Origin of the sequence: Klebsiella sp. FDAARGOS_511, from assembly GCF_003812845.1 — a bacterium.
Taxonomy (GTDB): Bacteria; Pseudomonadota; Gammaproteobacteria; order Enterobacterales; family Enterobacteriaceae; genus Klebsiella; species Klebsiella grimontii.
The window spans coordinates 793,131-815,799 of record NZ_CP033824.1 but is presented as its reverse complement, the minus strand read 5'-3'; the positions used below and the strand labels follow the sequence as shown (position 1 = coordinate 815,799).

Genomic DNA, 22,669 nt, shown 5'->3' with positions numbered 1-22,669 from the left:
TGAAGGGTAAATTTGATGCGTCTATTTAAACAAAAAAGGAATGTCATAACCTGCGGCTATACAGCCCTCTTTATTTCTTTCAATCCGGCATTTTCTGCTCATGCGGAAAATTCATATTTAATGCCGAATGATATTAGCAGCCAGCGCTTAACTGATAGCCAACAGGTCGCGGGGTATAATGAGGATATTATTAATAGCCAAAGCCGAATATCCGGCCCACTGGATATTAAAAAAGCGGTAAAAAATGCGGTGAACTGGCATCCGTCTATAACCCAGGAGGTGAGTAAACTCCAGGAGATGGCGCAGAAAGTCGACGTGGCGAAAGCCAAATATTACCCGCAAGTTAGTGCGGGTATGAATAATGGTTATAGTAATACCTATTCTGATGCCGGATATACGCCATCGCTGGTGGTGTCGGTATCGCAAATGCTGTACGACTTCGGCAAAGTGTCCAGCTCGGTCAGAGCCGCAGACTCCGGCGTTGCCCAACAGCAGGCTACCGTCATGCTGAGCATCGATCAGGTCGCTCATGACACCGCGGCGGCGGTAGTCCAGGTTCAGGGCTATCAGAAGCTGGTGGAAATCGCCAAAGCGCAGGTCAATTCGCTCAAACAGATTGGCGATCTTATTCGCCAGCGCAACGATGCGGGGGCGTCGTCTTTATCGGACGTCGTGCAGACCGATACCCGCGTGGAAGGCGCACAATCCACGCTCCTGCAATATCAGGCGGCCCTTGAGCGCTGGAAAGCCACGCTCGCGACCTACATTGGCATCGGCGGAATCGCCACGGTAACGGATGACGTCCCGCAGGGGATGGATGCCGCCTGCGCGGTAGCCAAAATCGATTATCGCTCAGTGCCTGCGGTATTAGCGGCGCTGGCCCAGGCCGGTCAGGCGCAGGCGCAGCTGGATAACGCCAATGCGCAAATGCTGCCGACGATTTCCCTTGAGCCGGAAGTTACCCACTACCTCAACGATAACTACGCCAACAGCGCGGTGCTCAATAAAACGCAATATTCCGCCTGGGTTAAAGTACAGATGCCCATCTATCAGGGCGGGGCGATGACCGCCTCCCGCGACGCCGCCCAGCAAAGCCTGGCGGCGGCGAATGCGGCGATCAAAACCGCGCAGCTGGACGCCAGCCAGAAACTCAACGCCTCGCGCGATGAAGCGGTTAATCTGGCTCAGTCGTTGGGTATTCAAAAGCGCCAGCAGCAGCTGGGCGAACAAACCCGGGCGCTGTATCAGGATCAGTACCTTCAGCTCGGTTCGCGCCCGCTGCTGGATCTGCTCAACGTCGATCAGGAAATTTACCAGGCCAGATTTAGCCAGGTCCTGACGGAATCGCAACTGCGCTCCCTGGAGCTGGACTGCCTGTTCAGCACCGGCAAGATGCGCACGGTGTTCGCGCTGGAAAAACAAAATATCCAGGGCGTGGAGATCCGCCCATGACCTCACAAGATGAACGCGCCGGGATACCGCATCTGATCGACTGGTCCAATGCGATAGCCTTTATTGCCAACCACTATCGACAAAGCTTTTCGCCCGGAACGCTGCATGCCGCCGCCGAATGGGCGACGCAGAAAACCCTGCCTGAGGCGCTCCGGCACCTGGCGCGCCACGCCGGGCTAAACTGCCAGTTTTTATCCGCCGCCGATCAGAAAATGTCGGCCTGGCGGCTACCGCTAGTCATCCAGCTTCGCGACGGCCAAATCGCCGTGGTTGAAAGCGTTGACGTCAATAACGCCGTCGGGGTGCGGTTTGTGAAGGAGCTCGCGCTGCTCAGCTACTGCCCGCTGGAAACCCTGCTGCCGGAAATTGAAAAGACCATTGCTTTTCGCCCGGCGGCGCCGGAAAGGGATATTCGCACCGAGAGCTATCTGGCCCGTTTTCAGCCGGACTGGCTGCGCAAAATTGTGCTGAAAGATATTCGCCCCTATATGCACGTGATGCTGGCGTCTTTTGCGATAAACGTTCTTGCGCTGAGCGGTATTCTGTTTTCGATGCAGGTTTACGATCGGGTGATCCCGGCGCAGTCTTATCCCACGCTTTATGTTCTGTTCAGCGGCGTATTGCTGGCGGCGGTCTTTGCTTTTGTGCTGAAAATTATGCGCGGGCACGTCACGGATCTGCTCGGCAAACGCGGGGATATTCGCGTTTCTGACCGGGTCTTCGGCCACGCGCTGCGCCTGAAAAACAGCGCCGTGCCGCGCTCGACGGGGAGCTTTATTTCGCAAATCCGCGAGCTGGAGCAGGTGCGAGAAATGATGACCTCGACGATGATGACCATCGTGGCGGATTTACCGTTCTTTCTCCTGTTTCAGGTGGTGCTGTTTATTGTCTCGCCGTGGCTAAGCTGGATTGCGCCGGTGGCGACGGTCCTGATGATCCTCCCCGGCCTGCTTTTGCAGCGCAAGCTGGCGGCGCTGGCCAATAAAAACCAGCACGAAAATACCTTGCGTAACGCCATCCTGGTGGAAAGCATCCAGGGATTGCAGGACATCAAAATGATGCAGGCGGAAAGCCGTTTCTTGCATCAGTGGAATAGCTATATCGCGATTACCGCCGAGTCAGGGGTCAAAACGCGCAGGCTCACCCACGGCCTGGTCAGCTGGGGAATGTCGGTGCAAAACCTGCTGTACGCCACGGTGGTGGTGGTCGGCGCGCCGCTGGTAATTAATGGCGACATCACCACCGGGGCGATGGTGGCGGCATCGATGCTATCGACCCGCATGGTGGCGCCGATGACCGCGCTGTGCGGGGTTCTTGCGCGCTGGCAGCAGGTGAAAACGGCGAAGGCCAGCCTCGATACGCTGATGGCGCTGCCGGTCGAAGGGGGGCAGGACGAACCTCGGGTTCATCGCGCCGTGCTGCACGGCAACTACGAGTTCCGCCAGGCGGAATTCCGCTATGGCCTTAACGACGCCGCCATCCCGCTGCGGATTAACCAACTGTCGATAAAAGCCGGGGAGAGAATCGCTATTCTTGGACGAATCGGTGCCGGTAAATCGACCTTACTGCAGGCGATGATGGGCAACATCGAGCTGGTCTCCGGCGAGCTGCGGCTGGATGATTTAAGCCTGCCGCAGATCGATCTCGCGGATATTCGCCGCAACGCCACCTTGCTGACCCAGGAAGCACGGCTGTTTCACGGCACCCTGCGCGAGAACCTGATCCTCGGGCGTCCGGCGGCGACGGATGATGAAATCTTCTCGGTGCTTACCCTGTGCGGCGCGCTGGAGTTCGTGCGCAAACTGCCCCTTGGTCTTGAACACGTCGTTATGGAAGGCGGACTGGGGCTGTCAGGCGGCCAGCGGCAGTCGCTGCTGCTGGCCAGAACGCTGCTGCGCGATCCGAACATTATCCTGCTCGATGAACCGACCTCGTTTTTCGACGAGCGAACAGAAAAAGCTTTTGTGGAACAGCTGGCGCAGTGGGCCGGTGAGAGAACGATGATTATCGCCACGCACAAAGCGGCGGTGCTCAATATCGTTGATCGGATCCTGGTTATCCAGGACGGGCAGCTGGCGCTGGATAAACCCAAAGCGACGGTCTTTGAACAAGAGAAAGCCCGCGGCCAGGTGGTGAATATATGAGTAAATTTCCCCTGCTGGCCGACAATGACCCGGTGGCGCTGCTGCCGGAGAGCGAACAAGACGAAGCGCAGATCGTAAAATCGCGACGGCTGATTCTCCTGCTGGCCGTGATGCTGCTGGTGGGCGGCGTCTGGGCATGGTTCGCGGTACTGGACGAAGTCTCAACGGGCACCGGGAAAGTGATCCCCAGCTCCCGCGAGCAGGTGATACAAACCCTCGACGGCGGTATTTTAACCGAGCTGAACGTACGGGAAGGCAGCAAGGTACAAGCCGGACAGGTCGTGGCCCGTCTCGACCCCACCCGCAGCGAATCTAATGTTGGCGAAAGCCAGGCGAAATATCGCGCCTCGCTGGCGGCGAGCATTCGTTTAACTGCCGAAGTCAACAATCAGCCGCTGGCGTTTCCCGACTCCCTGAAAGCCTGGCCCGCGCTGCTGGCCGAAGAGACTCGCCTCTACCATAGCCGCAAGGAGCAGTTGAGCAAATCGACGCGCCAACTGGATGAATCGCTAAAACTGGTCAATAGCGAACTGGCCATCACCGAAAGGCTGGCGAAAACCGGAGCGGCGAGCAACGTTGAAGTGCTACGTCTTCGCCAACAGGTCGCGGATATTAGCTTTAAAAAGATTGATCTTAATACCCGCTATTTTGTTGACGCACGTGAACAGCTGTCAAAAGCCAATGCCGACGTGGCCAGCCTGGCGGAAGTGATTAAAGGCCGCGCCGATTCGGTCACGCGCTTAACCGTTCGTTCGCCGGTTCAGGGGATCGTAAAAAATATCAAGGTCAACACCATTGGTGGGGTTATTGCGCCGAACGGCGAGCTGATGGAAATTGTTCCGGTAGATGGCCGATTATTAATTGAAGCGCGGATTTCACCGCGCGATATCGCTTTTATTCATCCTGACCAGCAGGCGCTGGTGAAAATTACCGCCTATGATTATGCCATCTATGGCGCGCTTAACGGCGTGGTGGAAACCATATCGCCGGATACGACCCAGGACGAAGCTAAACCCGATATTTACTACTATCGGGTGTTTATTCGTACTGACTACGATTACCTGGAAAATAAAAGCGGTAAGCGCTTTTTAATCGGCCCGGGAATGATTGCCACCGTTGATATTAAGACCGGGGAAAAAACGGTCATGGATTATCTGGTCAAACCGTTTAATCGGGCAAAAGAAGCATTAAGGGAACGTTAATCAATGTGCGAGCTCCTTATTGGCTACGGGTCACCGCCGTTTGCGGTCCGGTAGCCCGGACAAGGCGCGTCGAGCGCCGCCTCCGGGGAGTGTGCCGGGCAGAGACATCGCCGCAATATCTAAAACCGGTTTGTTTGCAGTCTCTGATAATAATTTTTAAACATTCAACGCATTCTTGAATAAACGGAGAGGGAAAGATGGCGCTAAGTGACTTACTGCAACAAGCCTGCTTTCAGGCGAAAAAATTAAAATCCACCGTATTGCCCTCTGACTATCCGGCATGGGTCATTTTCTTTAGCGTCAGCGATGGAAAATCACGCGCGCATACTCATATCTCCAGCGGAACCAGCTTCGATCTCGCGTGGCTGGCAGGGGCCAGAGCGCTACAGGAGTGGCGTAAAAAACAGGACAGCGAACCGCAGTGGTTACGGATTGACGTCGTGGACAGCGTTGAAAAGCTCAGCTGGCAATCCCTCAACGAAAAATTCATGGTCACCAAGCGTAACTATTTTCGCTTTGGCCTTGCGTTTGATCCGCAGTTTAATTGCGCAATGCTTGAGCAGGAAATTACCGGTAACGCGCTGCTCTACGACGGGGATAACGGCGTCGTGGCGCCGAATAGCGTCAATCTGGAAAACTATGCCCAGCGGCGGTTTAAGCAGACGCTGAGCTGGCCGCAAGATCCGCAGCAGCCGCTCTGGCGTTTTAAAACCCAGGGCGTCTTCTGCGATCGTTTTGGGACAAAAGTGATTGAACATACCGGACGGGGTTCCGGCTATCGCGTCATTGGGGAAGAGTGGCAGGACGAGTGCCTCGCCGAGGTGATTAAAAAAGGCACCGATTATCTGGCCCGTCAGGTAAAGCAAGATGGCCTCTACCATTATGGCTGGTTTCCCTGTTTCGATCGTCCGGTCCGCTCCTATAACGCGCTGCGCCATGCCAGCTCGACCTATTCGCTGATCGAAGGTTGGGAGGCGACGCGTCAGCCGTCGGTTCGTCAGGCGATAGACCGCGCGATTGCGTACCTGGTTAACACGCTGATTGAAGTACGGACGCTGGACGATGGCCGCGAGGCGGCGTTTCTCTGCGACGTGGGCGATGAGATCAAGCTCGGCGGCAACGCCGTCAGCATCCTGGCGCTGGTGAAATACACCGAAACGACTGGAGACCGGCAATATCTGCCGCTGATGGCGCAGTTGGCGACCGGCATTGCCTTTATGCAGGATCCGCTCAGCGGCCAGTTTGTTCATGTATTAAATAGCCGCGATCTGTCGCTAAAAGCCAAATTCCGCATCATTTATTACGATGGCGAAGCGGCTTTTGCCCTGATGCGCCTGTACGGCCTGACCAACGCGCCGCAGTGGCTGGAGATGGTGGAAAAAGCCTTCGCCTATTTCATTAAAAATAAACACTGGCAGCATCACGACCACTGGCTGAGCTACTGCGTGAATGAATTAACCCGCTTTCGCCCGCAAGAGAAGTACTTTCGCTTTGGCCTGAACAACGTGCGCGATCATCTTGATTTCGTGCTGCATCGCGTCACCACCTATCCCACGCTGCTGGAATTAATGATGGCGGCGTCTGAAATGGTGACCCGCCTGGACGCCTCGCCCGAGCATCGCCATCTGCTGGCGGATTTTGACCAGCAGAAGTTCTGGCAGGCGCTGGAGGCCCGCGCCCGCTATCTGCTGAACGGCTTTTTCTGGCCCGAGCTGGCGATGTTCTTTAAAAATCCCGCGCGGATCGTCAACAGCTTCTTTATTCGCCACCACAGCTACCGCGTGCGAATCGATGACGTCGAGCACTATCTTTCCGGCTTTATCGCCTACCAGAAATACCATTTAGCGGCAAAAAAGCCGCCGCTCCAGCAGGACGACGCGCCGCCGGCGAATAGCGCGACCCCCGTGTTTCTGCTGGAGACCCTGCGTGACGTCGGCAACGGTATTGAGGTGGCGGCCATGCGCAGGGCGAAGCTGTTCACCGAACATCTGGGCACCGTACCCTGGCTGATTACCGCGACGTGGAATCCCGAACTCTCCACGGCGGTTAAGGCGCTGAAAGCCCGCGGCGCACTGCCCGAAGAGGTGCCGGTTTATAACCTGTATGCGTGGCTAAGCGATTGTCTTGAGATGAATGCGATCTCTGCGCTGGCGCCGCTGGTGGGCAATATCGAGCTCAGGCATGCCGTGAATCCCACCGCGGATCTACCGGTGGGTAAACACAACTTCCTGCTGCGTCCGCAGGGGAGAATCATCGAAGACTTTATTGATCGCGCCGGCAATATTCTGCTGCGCAAAAGCTTTGACGAAAAAAAAGGCAACGTGCAGCTAAGCCATCTTGAAATCGCTCTGGCGGGAGGGGAGGTCAAACGCTTTGCTCAGGAAGAGGCGTTTTATGCGTGGATGCTGGAAACCCGGCTGGCGGAAAAAGGGCGCTGGCACTTTATCGTCGATAAAAATAAAACGTGGAAAAGCTTCGTCTGCTCACGGCCCGCCCAGCGTATGGCATGCACGCTGAGCGCGATTATTCACTCCCATCATCAGTTGTCTAACGGGGCGCTGAAAAGCTCATACCGGCATATCCTGGAACAGCCGGAACTCGTAGACCAGCTGATTGTCCTGACTGATGAACAGTGGCAGGACCTGCAGCAGGAGGGATTTCCGGCCGCCCGGATGGCGGTGATCCCCAACCATCTTGATAACGGCGCTATACCGGCGAATCCGCAGAAGACGCCTTCGCAAACGGTCATTTACCTGGCGCGCTACTCGGAAGAGAAACAGCACGCTTTACTGCTGAGCGCGTTTCGTCAGGTCGTGAAGGCGATCCCTGACGCGCAGCTGCACACTTATGGGGTAGGGCCGCTGCGACGCGGCTTAAGCGCGCAGGTGGCGGAGTGGGGGCTGGAGCATGCGATCCATATCAACGGTTTCACCTCCGACATCGCGCTGGCACACAAGACGGCCTGCTGCACGGTGCTTTGTTCGACTCAGGAGGGGCAGTCCATTTCCGCCGTCGAGGCGATGGCATACGGTACGCCGTTAATTAGCTTCGCCATTAAATATGGCCCGCGCGACATCCTGCAGGACCGGCAGGCGGGAATTCTGGTGCCATGCGGCGATGAGGACGCGCTGGCGGCGGCGATGATCAAGGTCATCTCCGACCAGACGCTACAGCAAAGTATGCAGCAGGCCGCGCTGCGCAACGCGCAACGTTACTACGCCAGCGCGATCGCCGGACGCTGGGCGGCGTGGCGGCAGGCAAGCGAACGTCTGCTGGATACCGGAACGGAGCAGGCGAGCGGGCTGGAAAAAAAGCGTCATCAGGCGGCTAAGGTTGGATAACCATCAGCGCCTTTTCCCTTTGCCCGGCCCCCTGGAGCGGCGATGAGGCGAGTCATCACGCTGCTGCTGGCGTCCTGCTGCAGTTCGCCGCTGTTGGCCAGCGATATCGTGCAGGTTTCGCGCTGCGTTCCCGGCTCCCTGCTTCATGAGCACCGCCTGGAAAAAACGCACGTGGTGGATGACTTTCACATTTACTACAGCCTGCAGGGCAAAGATGCCCTGCGATATCCGCAGGATAGTACCGGCGATGGCGTGCCGGACGTCATAAAAGATATTGGTCGTCAGCTACAGGCGGCGCAATATCTCTACACCTCGCTGCTGGGCCTGCGCTCGCCGCTACGGCAGAAAATTTATGCCCAGGCCCGACAGATTAACCTCTATCTGCTGGCGCTACCTAAAGGTCATGGCCTGGCCTTCGATCGCGTGGCGGCAGAAACGATGAGCGATGGAACGGCGCTGCCCTGCGGCTTAAAAATTGTCCTCAACGCCGGGCTGCAACCCGCGCGCAACGTTACGCCAGCCCATGAATTATTCCATTTATACCAGTATGGTTACGCGGTTTTTAAACAGAAATGGTACCTGGAGGGTATGGCTCGCTGGATGGAAAATGCCTTCAGACCCGCTGAGAAAAGAATCGCGCCGTCAGCTGAACTTCCTGCTTGCGAGAGTAACTTTTCTCGTGGCTATAATGCGGCGGCCTTCTGGGCTAGCTACGCACAGCACGCTTTCCCGGCGATAATCTTGCCGAATAAGGTGCTGGCATATCGCTATGTTGATGGCAGCCCGGTGTTTAAACTCCAGTCGCTGCCAGGGGGAGAGATGCTGCGGCCATTTTTTCAACAGTTAGCGCAAAGCAGTGCAGGTATTTCCCGCGAAATGAAGCTGGCTAATACCCGCTGGACTGAGAAACAGCAGCGTGACGGACAGTTCAACAGTCTGATTTGCCAGGCCCTGGCAGATACCGTAATAAAATGACAGGCAATAAAAAACCCGCAGCGCGGGTTTTTAGATCAGTTACGCAGCCTTGGAGCCTGGAGCTGCTGACGGATCGTTCTCGCCAGCTCATCCATTGAAGGTTGTTCAGGGTGTTCGTCGCTGGGCTCGCTGCTTAGCTGCGCTTCTGCAAGATAAGTGTGAATCGGCTGGCCATCATCGTCCTCCATCACCACGTGATACCAGGGCGCAAGACGCAGTTCGTCGTTAGCGGCGATCTCGTCCTCTTCCGGCTCCGTGAGCGAGTACTCTGGATCGACATCGACGATCACGCCCAGGTAGCCCAGCAGCGTGTGGCGAACTTGTTGGCCGATACCGAATTTGCTGGCTATCATAAGCACCTCCCGGGAGACATGATTACCTGCTATATGCGGGCCGATTCTCCATTTTTCAAGTTACATGATGCGGCAAGCAAACCCTTTCAGATACAGCCCTTCCGGGTAGGTTGCTATCACCGGATGATCGGCAGCCTGGCGGAACTGTTCTATAAATTGTACATCACGTCCGGCATCCAGGGCGGCATCGGCAACGATTTTCTGAAATAAATCGGTAGTCATCAGGCCGGAACAGGAGAAGGTCAGCAGTACGCCGCCGGGATTCAACAGCTGAAGCGCCAGCATGTTGATGTCCTTATAGCCGCGGCAGGCGCCCATCAGCTGGCTTTTATTTTCCACAAACTTCGGCGGATCCATTACGATAACATCGAACTTTTCCCCGGCGTCGCGATATTTACGCAGCAGCTTGAAGACGTCGTCGCGGATGAACTCCGCTTTTGACAGATCCAGCTTATTCAGCTCAACGTTCTGTCTGGCGACGTCCAGCGCCTCCTGGGAGGTATCAACGCTGACAACCTGGCGGCAGCCGCCCATCAGCGCGGAGATGGCAAAACCGCCGGTATAGGAGAAGCAGTTCAGCACGCGCTTATCGGCGACGTAGCGACGCGTCGCCAGACGGCTGTCGCGCTGGTCAAGGTAATAGCCGGTTTTATGGCCGCCCTGAATGTCTACCAGCAGCTGCATACCGTGCTCGGTAATCGGCAGCAGGGCAGGCGGCAGCTCGCCGACAACCGGCCCCTGCGCCAGCTCCAGCCCCTCTTTTTTACGCACCGCAACGTCGCTACGATCGTAGATAGCGCAGTTCGGGAACAGCGTTTGCAGCGCGCTAACAATCGACGCCCGCTGGTATTCGGCACCGGCGCTCAGCAGCTGCAGAACAAAAAAGTCGCCAAAACGGTCGATGGTCACGCCCGGCAGACCGTCGGATTCACCGGCTATCAGGCGATAGCTATCAAGCCCGTCGCGTGCCGCCAGCCACTCGCGCCAGGTTTGCGCCTGCTGAAGACGACGCTCAAAAAAGGCGTTATCAATGGCTTCATCGCGATCGAAGCTCCAGACGCGGGCGCGGATCTGCGAAGACGGCGAATAGGCGCCGCGGGCCAGCCATTTTCCCTGCGAATCAACGATATCGATGGTCTCACCTGAACGGGCTTTACCTTCCATCCGGGCGACGGCGCCGGAGAAAATCCACGGATGGCGACGCAGCAGGGATTTCTCGCGTCCTTTGGTTAACACTAAGCGGGGGAAAATGGAGTCTGTCATGGGGCTACCTTTAAGCAACGGGAATGTCGGCACCGAAAAAATGGCGCGTAGGTTAGCACAAGTGGCTGAGGCAAGCACCATTCCACCGGTATCGACAGGTGAGCGTTTCGGCACAAAACGCAGGCGCTTTGGCACAATAAAAATCACGCCGGGATCTTACAGTATTTCCTCACCTGACGGAGGAAAATACGATGAAAACAGGATTGAAATTCGCTGCCGCGATAATGGTCATGATAAGTGGAACGGCGATTGCCGCGCCGTTTAGCGTCAGCAGCGCGGATATGCGCGACGGCCAGACGCTGGCGCAGACGCACTGGTTTGGCGGTTTTGGCTGCACCGGCGGCAATATCTCACCGCAAATCGCCTGGCAAAATGCCCCGGCAGGGACCCGCAGTTTCGCGGTGACCGCTTACGATCCTGATGCGCCGACCGGGAGCGGCTGGTGGCACTGGACGGTGGTGAATATTGCCCAACAGGTGACAAGCATAGCCGCTGGCGCCGGAGACAAAAATAACGCTAAACTGCCTGCCGGGGCGGTACAGGGGCGCAATGACTTTGGCTATGCGGGCTTTGGCGGTGCGTGTCCGCCGGCCGGGGATAAACCGCATCGCTACCGCTTTACGGTATGGGCGCTGGATACCCCGACGCTGCCCATTGATGGCGACGCCAGCGGGGCGTTAGTCGGTTTTATGTTGCATAGCCATGCCATCGCCAGCGCGCAGATAACGGCGATGGCCGGAAGATAAAATAAGGGCAGCCTGATGCGGAACATCAATTTTCACCATAACGCGTTAACGGCGGCGGAAATTACCACCCGACGATTATGCAAATTGCACCGCGTCACGCTGTTCTCACCTGCGATCTGCCGGGTAAACCGCGGCAGCAAAGTGATTGTACAGGGCGTCAGCGAGATGCTGGCAACGCCGCAGCAGCTGATTATTTTGCCCGCCGAGGTTGAGCTCGAGGTGATTAATCAGCCGGAAAACGGACTGTTTTGCTCCGATCTGCTCTCATTAACTCCGGAACTGCTGGCGGATTTTAAGAATCGCTATATGAGCGAACCGCAGGCTGGCCGCCTGACGTCGCTTTGCGCGCCGCTGGGGGCGGAACTGTCGTTTATGTGGCAAAGCGTGCTGCAGGCGGTACGGGAGGGGCTCAGCGGCGAACTGCAGCATCATCAGGCAATGGGACTGCTGCTGGCGCTGTATCAGGCCGGATACGCCGGACCGCTGCTCAACGAACGGCGCGAAGACATAACCGGCCAGGTCAGGCAAATTATTATGCTGTCGCCTGGCGATGCGTGGAGCGTAGCGAAAGTGGCTAAGATGCTGTTTCTGGGGGAGTCGACGCTGCGCCGCCGTTTGCAGCTGGAGTCCCGCAGTTTCCGCCAGATCGTGGAAGAGGTCCGTATGGCCTACGCGCTGGGGCAATTACAGTCGACGTCGCGACCTATTGGCGACATTGCGCAAAGCAGCGGCTACCTGTCAGGCTCGCGCTTTAGCGCCCGTTTTCGCCAGCACTATGGATTATTACCTAAGCATGTACGCTGACGGAATTTGCTATCCTCTGTAGTGAGTCATTGTCCGGAAAGGAGAGAGAATATGGCAACGGTTTGCACGATGGCGTGGGTATACGGCTCCGTTCAGGGCGTCGGGTTTCGCTATTCGACCCAGCGCGAGGCGCTGCAGCTTGGATTAACCGGATACGCACGCAATCTCGACGACGGCGGCGTGGAAGTGCTGGCCTGCGGAGAGGCTGAACAGGTGGAGAAGCTTATCGCCTGGCTGAAAGCCGGCGGGCCGCGCAGCGCGCGAGTTGACAGGGTTCTGACCGAGCCCCATCAGCCCACCAGAGAGTGGCAAAAATTCGCCATTTTGTATTAGATGCACTTTACCGGCTTGGGCAGACCGGCGATTTTTGTCGCCTGCTTAGCCGGGCCTTTCGGAAACAGGCGGTAGAGATAGCGGCTGTTGCCTTTTTCTTCGCCGAACTTGTTCGCCATCGCCTTCACCAGCATACGAATCGCCGGTGAGGTGTTGAATTCCAGATAAAAGTCGCGCACAAAGCGCACCACTTCCCAGTGTTCAACGGAAAGGCTGATGCCCTCCTGCTCGGCGATAACGGCCGCCATCGCTTCGTTCCACTGGGTTGTGTCCTTCAGATAGCCTTCGCTATCGGTCTCTATTTCATTACCGTCAAAGATAAACATGATTCTTCACATACCGCTGAAAATGGCGGCAGTGTAGCAAAAAATAAGGCCCCGCATAAGCGGGGCCTCAGAACAACCGGGGGAGAGAATTAGTCTCTGCTGGCGAAGCCAAGGATGCTCAGCAGGCTGACGAAGATGTTGTACAGCGAGACGTACAGGCTAACGGTCGCGCGGATGTAGTTGGTTTCACCGCCGCGGATGATATTGCTGGTCTCAAACAGAATCGCGCCTGAAGAGATGAGGATAAACACCGCGCTGATGGCCAGATGCAAGGCCGGCAGCTGCAGGAAAATGTTGGCGACCATACCGATCAGCACGACCACCACGCCCGCCATCAGCATGCCGCCGAGGAAGGACATATCTTTACGGGTGGTCAGCACGTAGGCCGAGCAGCAGAAGAACACCAGTGCGGTACCGCCCAGCGCCAGGCCGATTAAGTCTCCCATGCCCGCAGACAGGTAGGCGTTAAGCATTGGCCCCAGGATATAGCCCAGAAAACCGGTAAAGGCGAACGCGGAAATGATACCCGTTGGCTTATTCGCCGTTTTATAGGTCAGGAACATCAGGCCGTACATACCGACCAGCGTCAGAATCAGACCCGGAGAAGGCAGCATCAACACGGTGCTGGCCGTCGCCGTAATGGCCGAAAATGCCAGCGTCAGGCTAAGCAGGAAATAGGTGTTCCGCAGAACTTTGTGCGTGCTAAGCAGCGATGAACGGTCACGCGACGATGTAATGATACGATCCATGAGTCACTCTCTTATGACAGATGTAATTAATAACGAAGCATAAAAAAATCAAGGCCGAAGCCATAGTGCTTTTACCCATCTTTACTCAAGGGCTACGGGCTGAATGCAGCATTTAATTCCAGAAAAACAAAAATACACAGTATGTTTGTTTGTTCGCCTTCGGAAGTCAGATCGAAATCTGATAACTCACTGAAAAATATTGCGTTATATCCATTCTGCGGCTAACTCTGGAGAGGGTACAAACGAAGCGTAACAAAGGCAAGGGATATGAAATCACAAAAATATAATCACATCACACGCGTACTACTGACCATCGGCCTGTTCTCCATGGCTATTCCGACGCTGGCCGCTCAGGTGCCGCCGGGAACGGTGCTGGCCGAGAAGCAGGAGCTGGTCAGAAATAACGGCAGCGAGCCGTCATCGCTGGATCCGCATAAAGTGGAAAGCGACGTTGAAAACAACATTATCAGCGATCTTTTCGAGGGGCTGGTCAGCGTATCGCCAACAGGAGAGATTGAGCCCCGGCTGGCGGAGAAGTGGGAGAATAAAGACAACACCGTCTGGACGTTCCACCTGCGCCCCGGAGTGACCTGGTCCGACGGTACGGCGATTACGGCGCAGGATATCGTCTGGAGCTGGCAGCGTCTGGTGTCGCCGCTTACTGCGTCCCCTTACGCGAGCTACCCCGGCAATATGCATATCGTCAACGGCGCAGAGATAGCGCAGGGCAAAAAAGCGCCCGAGACGCTGGGCGTCAAGGCGCTGGATGATGCCACCCTTGTGGTGACCTTAACTCAGCCGAATGCCGCGTTTTTGGCGATGTTGGCGCACCCGTCTCTGGTTCCGCTCGATAAAGTGCTGATATCGCGCTACGGCGACAAGTGGACCAAACCGGAGCATATGGTGACCAGCGGGCCCTATAAGCTGTCGCAGTGGGTGGTGAATGAGCGCATTGTGGCCGAGCGCAATCCGCGCTACTGGGATAACGCGCATACGGTCATCAATAAGGTGACCTACCTGCCGATAAGTTCTGAAACCGCCGACGTCAACCGCTATAAGGCGGGAGAGATCGACATCGTGTATACGGTGCCGATTAATCAGTTTGCCCAGCTCAAAAAAACCATGGGCGATCAGCTGGATGTTTCACCGCAGCTGGCCACCTACTATTACGAATTCAACACCACCCGGCCGCCGTTTAACGACTCCCGCGTACGACGGGCGCTCAATATGGCTCTCGATAAAGACATTATCGCGGAGAAGGTGCTGGGGCAGGGACAGCGTCCGGCCTGGCTTATCAGCCAGCCTGACATCGGCGGGGTAGAGCTGCACAATCCCGAGTACGCCAACTGGCCGCGCGATAAGCGTATCGCCGAGGCGAAAAAGCTGCTGAGCGAGGCCGGGTATAACGAGTCACACCCGCTGGTCTTTAATCTGCTCTATAACACATCCGAATCTCACCAGCGAATTGCCATAGCCGCCAGCTCGATGTGGAAAAAGAATCTTGGCGTGGAGGCGAAGCTGCAAAACCAGGAGTGGAAGACCATGCTCGACACCATGCATACGCATAATTTTGACGCCGTGCGCTACGCGTGGATCGCTGACTACGACGATGCAGCGACGTTTCTCAACAACTTCCGCACCGGCGACAGTGAAAATACCAGCCAATACAGCAACCCGGCCTACGATGAGGCGCTGCGCAATGCGGCAAAAGCTTCTGACACGATGGCGCGGGGCAAGTTCTACCAGCAGGCGGAGGATTTGTTAGGGCAGGATGTCCCGGCGATTCCGGTCTACCACTATGTGCGCACCCATCTGGTCAAGCCATGGGTAGGCGGATTTACGCCGGATAAGCTGGGGTATTACTACAGCAAAGATATGTATATCAAAAAACATTAACCCGCAGAGGGCAGTTTGCGCTGAAAATCTGCGCAAACTGCCTGAATTTCAGACGAATAACGAGTTTTTGTTTAATTTTAAGGCAGTTGAATAAATTGGTGCTTTACAGCCGGAACAGAGGTGTTTATAGTGCGCCTCATTGGAAGCGTGGCCGAGCGGTTGAAGGCACCGGTCTTGAAAACCGGCGACCCGAAAGGGTTCTAGAGTTCGAATCTCTACGCTTCCGCCAAATATAAACCCCGAGCTATTAAATAGCTCGGGGTTTTTCGTTTTATACACTTTCTGTTGCGCCATTATCCAGATTAAGCGTTGAGGCAGCGCCCGCGTAGGTAAACGCTGCCTCAACCTGTCCCTAACGCAGCTGCGCGCAGGCTTCGGTAATCCGCTGACAGGCCAGCGTCAGCAGCCCATCTTCTACCGCGTAGGCAATACGTAAATACCCCGGCATGCCGAACGCGGACCCGTGTAACACGGCCACCTGAGTGTGTTCTAACAGCCAGTTCGCCAGCCCGCTGTCGTCGTAGAGGGTTTCGCCGCCAGGGGTCACCCGCCCAATAAGCTGCTGGCAGTTGGCAAAGACATAGAATGCGCCCTGGGGGATGCAAGCGCTCAGGCCCTCGGTGGCGGCAATCATCCCCAGCACCTGCTGGCGACGTTTATCCAACCTGTGCAGCCAGCCGTCGAAGAAATCCGCCGAATGGTTAAGGGCCGCGACCGCCGCCGCCTGTGAAATACTGCTGGGATTGGACGTGCTTTGTGATTGCAGGATCTGCATGGCGGCAATCAGCCACTGCGGCCCACCCGCATAGCCCAGACGCCAGCCGGTCATGGCGTGGCTTTTGGACACGCCGTTCACCGTCAGCGTGCGCGAAACCAGCTGCGGCGCGGCCTGAGCAAACGTGGTGAACGGGGTATTGTCGTAACGCAGCGGCTCATAAATGTCGTCGGCCATCACCAGCACCTGCGGGTAGTCCGCCAGCACGTCTGCCAGCGCGCGCAGCTCCGGTTCGCTGTAAATCGCCCCGGTCGGGTTGCCCGGCGAATTGAGGATCAACCAGCGCGTTGACGGGGTGAGGGCTGCGGCCAGTTGTTCCGGCGTCAGCTTCCAGCCGTGTTGTTCATCACAGGGCACAATCACCGGTTCACCGTCGGCCAGAGAGACCATATCCGGGTAGGAGACCCAGTAGGGGGCGGGAATAATCACCTGCTGCCCGACGTCCAGGGTTGCCAGAAAGGCATTGAAAATGAGCTGCTTGGCGCCGCTCCCGGCGATGATCTCCTCCGGGCGGTAGTGCAGCTGGTTGTCGCGCGCGAACTTGGCGGCAATCGCCGACTTTAACGCTGCGGTGCCGGAAACGGCGGTATACTTAGTCTGGTGATGTACGATAGCTTCAATGCCCGCATAGCTAATATGGGGCGGGGTAGCAAAATCCAGTTCCCCTTCGCCCAGGTTGATAACCTGCTTGCCTGCGGCTTCCAGTACCCGTACCTGGTCAGAAATGGCCGCGGTTGGAGAAGGCCGTACGGATCGCATACGACGGGCGATTTGACTGTTATTCATAAATCCTCTTTTGTATCTAATGATTCAATTAATACAATTAGGTACCCAACATCAGCAGGAAACTCGCCGTGTCACCGATCTTTATTCTCGATAACAGCTCCGCCCCCGCCCGCTACGGTATTACCGCCAGCCTGTGGGCTAATCGTCTTGGGTTGCCCCTATGGAGCCTTCGCCCCAACTTCGCCGGGGATGTGCCCGATAGCCACCAGCACGTTATTCGTGCAGGGTACTGCGTGACCAGCGGCCTCTGGCGCAGCGATACGCTGCGTGAAGAGGTGCGCGATATCGCCCGCCTGCCGTCATCAGACGTCGTCATTGTGCTGGCGTCCTCGCAGGCGTCGCTTATCGCCGACCTGCCGGGCCAGCGGCTTTACAGCGATGACAGCCGCCATCGCCTGACGCTCAGCGACGGGCAACACACGCTGTTAGATCTCACCGCCGACCGCTATGGCCGCTGGGATAGCGGCGTGTCGTCGTCTGCCGGCGCGTCCTTGCGCATCGCGTTGATTGGCCGCGAGGCGGACCACCGTCTGGTCTATCCCGCCACGCTCGGCTCACTGGGCGATGCGGCGGCGTCCCTGGGGCTGAACCTTGATGTCCATTTCTTCGCGCCAGTCAGTCTGTCCGCTGGGTTACACGAACTTCACCTCTTCCAGGGCGTAGTGCTGCCTGGCGGTTCGTCCATGGCGGCGGTCAACGGACAAATCCGCGTGGCGGAACAGACCCTGGCCCGCGGGCAGCCAACGCTGGGGCTGTGCCTGGGAATGCAGAGCATGATGACCGCAGCCGTGCGCCGTAGCCCGGGTTTCGAATCGGCCATTCCCGCGGAAGTCGCCCCCGATGAAGCTCTGCACAGCTTTGTTCCCTTTGCCGATGGCCGTCACCGCTGCGGCGTATTTCCTTTTTCCTCGGGGCTTATCCCCGGCGATATCCGCGAAATGCACTACAACCATCGCTACTGCTTTAACCCCGACTTATTGCCAGCGCTGTCTCCCGGCGGGGTCCGCGTGAGCGCGCAAAGCGACGGTATAGTGCAGGCCGTTTCCCAGCCTGAGCTGCCGTTCTGGCACGGAGTTCAGGGGCATCCGGAACTGATGTCCCGCCCGGATGCGCCCCATCCGCTGTTCGTCGCCTTCCTACAGGCGGCGCTTAACGCGCCAGCGTAACTCCGCTGCGACGGTCGCTGGCAAGCGCCTGCATGACGCGGGTCAGCTCTGCCAGCGCCGCGTCGCCGATCGGTTTTAACGGTGCGCGTACGGTGCCGCCGTTAAAGCCGCGCAGCGCCATCGCCGCTTTCACCAGCTGCGGCTGACCGTGTTTGCGCGCCAGCGCCCGATACGCGTACCACAGCTGATGCAAATCGCGGGCGGTGGCGGCGTCGCCCCGTTCCACGGCGCGGAAGGTATTGACGATCAGCTCCGGCAGCGCGCCGCTGTTGGTCGTGCTGATGCCATCAAACCCGGCCATCATCGGTCCGAGGAAAGCCAGATCGGAGGCGCAGAACAAACGCAAACGCCCGCGCAGGCGGTTGGCAATCTGGTCGATGGCGGTGGGGTTGAGATCGCCCTGTTTGATGCCGACCACGTTCGGGATCTCTGCCAGCCGTTCCAGCAGCGCCGGGGAGAGGGTAATGCCGATACCCGGCGCGTTGTACACCAGAATGCCGGTTTTAGATAACGGTGCCATCTCATTGAAGTAGCTGACGATCTGTTCGTCAGTGATTTCGCTAACAAAGGGCGCGGTGACCATCGGCAGGCCACCCAGCTCGCTTGCCAGAACGGTCAGCTCGCGGGCGTCGCGCGGATCGGAACTGGCGCTGCATAGCATCACCGCCACGCGGTCATCCACGCAGGCCATCACTTCATGAAACAGTTCGCGGCGTTCTTCGACGGTCATTACCGGGAACTCGCCGTAGGTGCCGCCAATCAGCAGGCCGTCATAGCCCAGACCAATCACGCGTTCGATGTTTTCACGCAACGCCGGGTAGTCGATCGCGCCGCTGGCGTCGAACGGGGTGACGGTAATGTTGAAAATACCGCGCAGGCGTTCACGGCACTCATTGATATCTTTCATCTTTCTTTCCTTACAGCAGTGTTAATGGGCGAGCCAGGGAACCCAGCTGGCGATATCCGGTTTCAGTCACCACCACGGTTTCGCTGACGCCGACGGTGAATTGACCGTAGATACGCAGGGCCGGCGGGATGTGGAAGGTCATGCCAGGCTGCAGCTCGGTGGTGACGCCGCTGTACAGGCTGAGAATGCCGCCTTCGCCCCAGTCCGGCGCGAAGGCGATACCGATGGCGTAACCGGTGCGTTTTTTGAAGTTTTCGGTGAATCCGGCGCGGTCGATCACCTTCTGGCAGGCCAGGTGCGGCGCTTCGCAGGTGGCGCCCGGACGAATGGCGTCGAGGGCGGCCTGCAGGGCTTCCTGACAAACTTTTTCCATTTCGATGGCGATAGCGGGCGGCCGGCCCAGCCAGGCGGAGCGCATCATCGCGGCGTGGTAGCGATCGTGGGCGGCGGACATCTCCAGGAAGACCGGGTCGTTATCCTGCATCACCCGACGTCGCCATGTGCCGTGCGGCACGCCGCTGCGCGGGCCGGTCGAGACCAGCGGTTCCATGCCGACATACTCGGAACCGGCGGCAATGGCGGCCCCCATCATCGCCGAGACCAGCGCGTTTTCGTCTGCGCCGCTGCGAATCGCCGCCATTCCGGCGCGCATGCCCGCATCGACATAGCGCGCCGCGGCGGCGATTTTTTCCACCTCCGCAGCCGATTTCACCGCGCGCAGCGGTTCGATGACGCCAGCCGTATCGGCAATAGCGCCGAGCTTCGCCTGCAGGGCTTCATAGACGGCAATCGGCAGGAACCAGCCGCGTTTATCCAGCCCAATGCGCTTATTGAGCCAGCCGCGCTGTTGCAGCATGCCCACCAGAAAATCCACCGGGTTATCGCCATCCTGGTAGATGGCGGCGTCTGAAATAAAGGTGTTGGCGATAAAGTTAAAGTATTCGAGCTGGCGAATCACAAAGACCGGATCCCCTTCTACCGGCAGCAGCAGCGCCTGAAAGGTGTAATAGCCCGGTGTTTGCTGACCGGTAAGCCAGAAAATGTTTTCCGGTCCGGTCACGATCATCACGTCCACGCCCGCGCGGCTTAAGCGTTCGCGGGTACGTCGAATGCGCTGCGCATATTCGTCGGCGCGAAAGGCGGACTCGCTGCCCTGAATCACATTGTTAACATCTTGCATCGTTAAACTCCTGGAGTAAGTTGGCCCGCGCGGCATCGAACTGCACGCCCAGACCGGGAGAGTCTTTAACGGCGACCATGCCATTGCGGTATTCCAGCCCGCAGACGGGATCGTCGGTTAATCCATCGGCGCCATACAGTTCGGCAAATGCCGGTTGCACCACACGGCACAGCTGGAGCGCGGCGGCGGTGGCGGCATGGCCTTCATTCATCTGACCAATCATGAACGGCACGTCGGCGAGCCGCAGACGGTTGGCGGCGACAAGCGTCGGAGCGAGGCCACCCAATTTCACCAGCTTGAGATGCCCCCATAGCGCGCCTTTGGCAGCAATCAGCCGGGTAATGGCTGCGTCGCTATTGAGGCTTTCGTCGAGCATGATCGGGATGCCGTAACCGTACAGTTCCGCAAGCTGGCTGTCGTATACCGGGCTTAACGGCTGTTCGATATAGCTGAGATTCAGCTCGCGCAGATAAGGGAACGCCGCGTGAGCCTGCGCCAGCGACCACTGGCCGTTGACGTCAATTGCCAGCGAAATCTGCTGGCCAAACCGCAGACGCAGCCTTTGCAGGCGGGCCAGGTCGGTGGCGAAATCCGCTACGCCCGTGCGTAACTTCAGCTCGGTGAAACCGCGATCGACATAGCGCTGCGCCTGCTCCAGCATCCGCGACTCGCTGCTCCAGAACAGGGTTTGATTGGTGCGCCAGGCGGGCAGGCCCGCTTGCGCCCCCAGCCAGGCGGCAACGCTTACTCCCTCCTGCCGCGCCAGCAGATCGTGCAATGCCATATCCAGCACCATGCGTGACGGCGGCAGCAGCGTGTGGTCCTCATCATCCAGCGCGGCAAGTAGCGCCGCGGGCTGCCGGCGCCAGTCCCAACGGCTGAGGATTTGAAGCAGGTTGTTCAGCACCTGCTCTTCGCTATAGCCATGCAGGTATCGAATATTGAGCCGTACTTCGCCAACCCCCGTCACGCCCTGGTCTTCCAGACGCAGCCAGACCGTGTCGAGCGCCGTCACCGGGCCAGAGGCGGCGGTATGCAGCGTCACACCGGTATAATGCAGCTCTCCCCGAAAGAGCTGCGCTTTCATAAACCGGGCTCCGGCGGCAGCATGGCGAGCGCAATATCGAGATAGATATCTGCCGCGGCGATAAACTCATCGACGGGGACGAATTCATCGGGCTTGTGCGCCACGGCCAGTGAGCCGGGGCCAATGACCACGCCCTTTGCGCCCAGCGAACGGAAATGCACCAGATCGCAGCCGCCCTGAAAACCAAACGGGCCAGGCTCGCTCTGTCCGTGACGGCGGCAGGCGGCAAGGCTTTGCTCGACAATGGCTTCGCTGCTGTCGGTTTGCGTCGCGCCACCGGTGGTGGGCTGCCAGGCGATAATTTCGGCTTCCACGCCCGCATGAGCGTACGCGTGGTCGAGTAGCTGTTGCAGTTCGGCCTTGACGACCTCTTCGTCTTCACCCGGGACCATGCGGCGGTCAAGCAGTAGCTCACAGCTGTCGGGCACCACGTTGTCCGCATGCCCGCCGTGGATGCGGGTCACCGTCAGGCTGGCGTTACCGACCAGATCGTGGCAGCGGCAACGCACCTGCTGGTGGTGGGCCTCTTCAATCAGCCCTAAAAGGCGCGCGGACTGGTAAATGGCGTTAACCCCGAGCTCCGGCGTGCCGGAGTGCGCGGTGACGCCTTTTACCCGCACGCGAGGACGCAAGCTGCCTTTGTGAGCGGAGAAGGTCGCATTCGATGTCGGCTCGCCAATCACCGCGAAATCAATCGCCGGAGGGTTATCACGTACGTAGAATTTCGCCCCTTCGCTGGCGACCTCTTCATCGGCGGTGAACACGCCCATCAGCGTGCCGGACCAGCGCTGACGGTTGGCGGCCAGCAAACGCAGGGCTTCAACCATCGCCACCAGCGGGCCTTTGGCATCGCAGGCGCCGCGCCCGTACAGGCGCCCATCGCGCTCGGCGAGCGTGAAGGGATCGCTGGTCCAGCCGCTGCCCGCCGGAACGGTGTCGATATGGGTGTTAAAGGCGAAGCACGGCCCCGGTCCATTGTGCAGGACGGCGATAACGTTGGTCCGCCCCGGCGCGTATTCGCTAAAGGAGAGGTCGAATCCGGCGGTCAGCAGCCAGCCTTCCAGACATTCGGCGGCTTCACGCTCATGGCCCGGCGGATTCTCCGTATTGATGGCAACCAGCGTCGCTAAGTCTTTTTTCATACGCGCGCTGTCAACCTGGTAACTGGACATAGGAACTCCGTG

At 58.0% G+C, this 22,669-nt stretch carries 19 protein-coding genes and 1 tRNA gene; 11 read left to right on the top strand and 9 right to left on the bottom strand.

Annotation, left to right across the window (positions count from 1 at the left end; translation table 11 throughout):
* Window positions 1-15: 15 nt before the first annotated feature.
* The 5 genes from EGY08_RS05170 (at window position 16) to EGY08_RS05150 (ending at window position 9,114) form a co-directional block, all read left to right on the top strand.
* Window positions 16-1,452, top strand: coding sequence for a TolC family outer membrane protein (locus EGY08_RS05170; protein WP_004131040.1), 1,437 nt, complete (start codon window positions 16-18; stop codon window positions 1,450-1,452).
* Window positions 1,449-3,596 (top strand): type I secretion system permease/ATPase, encoded by a 2,148-nt coding sequence (locus tag EGY08_RS05165; protein ID WP_004131041.1) that lies wholly within the window; start codon window positions 1,449-1,451, stop codon window positions 3,594-3,596. Before EGY08_RS05170 ends, EGY08_RS05165 begins: the two co-directional genes overlap by 4 nt.
* Window positions 3,593-4,798, top strand: coding sequence for an HlyD family efflux transporter periplasmic adaptor subunit (locus EGY08_RS05160; RefSeq protein ID WP_004131043.1), 1,206 nt, complete (start codon window positions 3,593-3,595; stop codon window positions 4,796-4,798). The genes EGY08_RS05165 and EGY08_RS05160 overlap by 4 nt, the downstream gene beginning before the upstream one ends.
* Window positions 4,799-4,995: 197 nt before the next feature.
* The gene (locus tag EGY08_RS05155; RefSeq protein WP_123828295.1) at window positions 4,996-8,139 is read left to right on the top strand and encodes a glycosyltransferase; all 3,144 of its coding nucleotides are present in this window, start codon (window positions 4,996-4,998) and stop codon (window positions 8,137-8,139) included.
* Between the two features lie 42 nt (window positions 8,140-8,181).
* Window positions 8,182-9,114: a hypothetical protein gene (locus tag EGY08_RS05150; RefSeq protein ID WP_004131052.1), complete on the top strand. Its 933-nt coding sequence runs from the start codon at window positions 8,182-8,184 to the stop codon at window positions 9,112-9,114.
* Window positions 9,115-9,149: 35 nt separating this feature from the next.
* Here the strand turns inward: EGY08_RS05150 and hspQ are convergent, their stop codons facing one another.
* Complete coding sequence (hspQ, locus tag EGY08_RS05145) at window positions 9,150-9,467, bottom strand: heat shock protein HspQ (RefSeq protein ID WP_004131053.1); 318 nt, start codon at window positions 9,465-9,467, stop codon at window positions 9,150-9,152.
* Between the two features lie 60 nt (window positions 9,468-9,527).
* On the bottom strand, window positions 9,528-10,730 hold the full coding sequence (gene rlmI, locus EGY08_RS05140) for a 23S rRNA (cytosine(1962)-C(5))-methyltransferase RlmI (protein WP_123828294.1): 1,203 nt from the start codon (window positions 10,728-10,730) through the stop codon (window positions 9,528-9,530).
* A 191-nt stretch (window positions 10,731-10,921) separates the two neighbouring features.
* Between rlmI and EGY08_RS05135 the strand changes: the two genes are divergently transcribed.
* Genes EGY08_RS05135 through yccX form a run of 3 tightly spaced genes read left to right on the top strand, consistent with a single transcriptional unit; the run spans window position 10,922 to window position 12,613 of the window.
* Complete coding sequence (locus EGY08_RS05135; protein ID WP_004131055.1) at window positions 10,922-11,476, top strand: YbhB/YbcL family Raf kinase inhibitor-like protein; 555 nt, start codon at window positions 10,922-10,924, stop codon at window positions 11,474-11,476.
* Between the two features lie 15 nt (window positions 11,477-11,491).
* Window positions 11,492-12,280: a helix-turn-helix transcriptional regulator gene (locus tag EGY08_RS05130; RefSeq protein WP_004131056.1), complete on the top strand. Its 789-nt coding sequence runs from the start codon at window positions 11,492-11,494 to the stop codon at window positions 12,278-12,280.
* 51 nt (window positions 12,281-12,331) lie between these two features.
* Window positions 12,332-12,613, top strand: coding sequence for an acylphosphatase (gene yccX / locus EGY08_RS05125; RefSeq protein WP_004131057.1), 282 nt, complete (start codon window positions 12,332-12,334; stop codon window positions 12,611-12,613).
* On the opposite strand, the gene tusE is transcribed toward yccX, so the two are convergent.
* Together tusE and yccA are read right to left on the bottom strand one after the other, a co-directional pair.
* Complete coding sequence (gene tusE / locus EGY08_RS05120; protein WP_004131058.1) at window positions 12,610-12,939, bottom strand: sulfurtransferase TusE; 330 nt, start codon at window positions 12,937-12,939, stop codon at window positions 12,610-12,612. The two genes, yccX and tusE, sit on opposite strands and share 4 nt — an antisense overlap.
* 89 nt (window positions 12,940-13,028) lie before the next feature.
* Window positions 13,029-13,688 carry an FtsH protease modulator YccA gene (gene yccA / locus EGY08_RS05115; RefSeq protein WP_004100829.1) on the bottom strand — a complete coding sequence of 220 codons (660 nt, stop codon included), beginning with the start codon at window positions 13,686-13,688 and terminating at the stop codon, window positions 13,029-13,031.
* 267 nt (window positions 13,689-13,955) lie between these two features.
* Here yccA and EGY08_RS05110 point away from each other — a divergent pair, with 267 nt between their 5' ends.
* Window positions 13,956-15,584 (top strand): ABC transporter substrate-binding protein, encoded by a 1,629-nt coding sequence (locus EGY08_RS05110; RefSeq protein ID WP_087828862.1) that lies wholly within the window; start codon window positions 13,956-13,958, stop codon window positions 15,582-15,584.
* 141 nt (window positions 15,585-15,725) lie between these two features.
* Window positions 15,726-15,813 (top strand) — tRNA-Ser (locus EGY08_RS05105).
* Window positions 15,814-15,936: 123 nt separating this feature from the next.
* Here EGY08_RS05105 and EGY08_RS05100 read toward each other — a convergent pair.
* Entirely contained in the window at window positions 15,937-17,145 is a 1,209-nt protein-coding gene (locus EGY08_RS05100) for a pyridoxal phosphate-dependent aminotransferase (RefSeq protein ID WP_123828293.1), read from the bottom strand.
* A 68-nt stretch (window positions 17,146-17,213) separates the two neighbouring features.
* Between EGY08_RS05100 and EGY08_RS05095 the strand changes: the two genes are divergently transcribed.
* Window positions 17,214-18,311: a glutamine amidotransferase-related protein gene (locus EGY08_RS05095; protein WP_123828292.1), complete on the top strand. Its 1,098-nt coding sequence runs from the start codon at window positions 17,214-17,216 to the stop codon at window positions 18,309-18,311.
* On the opposite strand, the gene EGY08_RS05090 is transcribed toward EGY08_RS05095, so the two are convergent.
* From EGY08_RS05090 to EGY08_RS05075, 4 genes are read right to left on the bottom strand one after another with little or no spacing between them, the layout of a single operon-like run.
* Window positions 18,295-19,218: a dihydrodipicolinate synthase family protein gene (locus tag EGY08_RS05090; RefSeq protein ID WP_049123361.1), complete on the bottom strand. Its 924-nt coding sequence runs from the start codon at window positions 19,216-19,218 to the stop codon at window positions 18,295-18,297. The genes EGY08_RS05095 and EGY08_RS05090 overlap by 17 nt on opposite strands.
* A gap of 10 nt (window positions 19,219-19,228) precedes the next feature.
* Window positions 19,229-20,398 (bottom strand): M24 family metallopeptidase, encoded by a 1,170-nt coding sequence (locus EGY08_RS05085; protein WP_004131067.1) that lies wholly within the window; start codon window positions 20,396-20,398, stop codon window positions 19,229-19,231.
* Window positions 20,385-21,485, bottom strand: a complete 1,101-nt coding sequence (locus EGY08_RS05080) for a mandelate racemase/muconate lactonizing enzyme family protein (RefSeq protein WP_049123080.1) — start codon at window positions 21,483-21,485, stop codon at window positions 20,385-20,387. The genes EGY08_RS05085 and EGY08_RS05080 overlap by 14 nt, the downstream gene beginning before the upstream one ends.
* Entirely contained in the window at window positions 21,482-22,657 is a 1,176-nt protein-coding gene (locus EGY08_RS05075) for a M20 family metallopeptidase (RefSeq protein WP_004131071.1), read from the bottom strand. Before EGY08_RS05075 ends, EGY08_RS05080 begins: the two co-directional genes overlap by 4 nt.
* Window positions 22,658-22,669: the final 12 nt, after the last annotated feature.

What these genes read in the sequence shown, in the direction of transcription:
- EGY08_RS05170 (WP_004131040.1), top strand. Translation starts at nt 16, where the DNA reads ATGCGTCTATTTAAACAAAAAAGGAATGTCATAACCTGCGGCTATACA.
- EGY08_RS05165 (WP_004131041.1), top strand. Translation starts at nt 1,449, where the DNA reads ATGACCTCACAAGATGAACGCGCCGGGATACCGCATCTGATCGACTGG.
- EGY08_RS05160 (WP_004131043.1), top strand. Translation starts at nt 3,593, where the DNA reads ATGAGTAAATTTCCCCTGCTGGCCGACAATGACCCGGTGGCGCTGCTG.
- EGY08_RS05155 (WP_123828295.1), top strand. Translation starts at nt 4,996, where the DNA reads ATGGCGCTAAGTGACTTACTGCAACAAGCCTGCTTTCAGGCGAAAAAA.
- EGY08_RS05150 (WP_004131052.1), top strand. Translation starts at nt 8,182, where the DNA reads ATGAGGCGAGTCATCACGCTGCTGCTGGCGTCCTGCTGCAGTTCGCCG.
- hspQ (WP_004131053.1), bottom strand. Translation starts at nt 9,467, where the DNA reads ATGATAGCCAGCAAATTCGGTATCGGCCAACAAGTTCGCCACACGCTG.
- rlmI (WP_123828294.1), bottom strand. Translation starts at nt 10,730, where the DNA reads ATGACAGACTCCATTTTCCCCCGCTTAGTGTTAACCAAAGGACGCGAG.
- EGY08_RS05135 (WP_004131055.1), top strand. Translation starts at nt 10,922, where the DNA reads ATGAAAACAGGATTGAAATTCGCTGCCGCGATAATGGTCATGATAAGT.
- EGY08_RS05130 (WP_004131056.1), top strand. Translation starts at nt 11,492, where the DNA reads ATGCGGAACATCAATTTTCACCATAACGCGTTAACGGCGGCGGAAATT.
- yccX (WP_004131057.1), top strand. Translation starts at nt 12,332, where the DNA reads ATGGCAACGGTTTGCACGATGGCGTGGGTATACGGCTCCGTTCAGGGC.
- tusE (WP_004131058.1), bottom strand. Translation starts at nt 12,939, where the DNA reads ATGTTTATCTTTGACGGTAATGAAATAGAGACCGATAGCGAAGGCTAT.
- yccA (WP_004100829.1), bottom strand. Translation starts at nt 13,688, where the DNA reads ATGGATCGTATCATTACATCGTCGCGTGACCGTTCATCGCTGCTTAGC.
- EGY08_RS05110 (WP_087828862.1), top strand. Translation starts at nt 13,956, where the DNA reads ATGAAATCACAAAAATATAATCACATCACACGCGTACTACTGACCATC.
- EGY08_RS05100 (WP_123828293.1), bottom strand. Translation starts at nt 17,145, where the DNA reads ATGAATAACAGTCAAATCGCCCGTCGTATGCGATCCGTACGGCCTTCT.
- EGY08_RS05090 (WP_049123361.1), bottom strand. Translation starts at nt 19,218, where the DNA reads ATGAAAGATATCAATGAGTGCCGTGAACGCCTGCGCGGTATTTTCAAC.
- EGY08_RS05085 (WP_004131067.1), bottom strand. Translation starts at nt 20,398, where the DNA reads ATGCAAGATGTTAACAATGTGATTCAGGGCAGCGAGTCCGCCTTTCGC.
- EGY08_RS05080 (WP_049123080.1), bottom strand. Translation starts at nt 21,485, where the DNA reads ATGAAAGCGCAGCTCTTTCGGGGAGAGCTGCATTATACCGGTGTGACG.
- EGY08_RS05075 (WP_004131071.1), bottom strand. Translation starts at nt 22,657, where the DNA reads ATGTCCAGTTACCAGGTTGACAGCGCGCGTATGAAAAAAGACTTAGCG.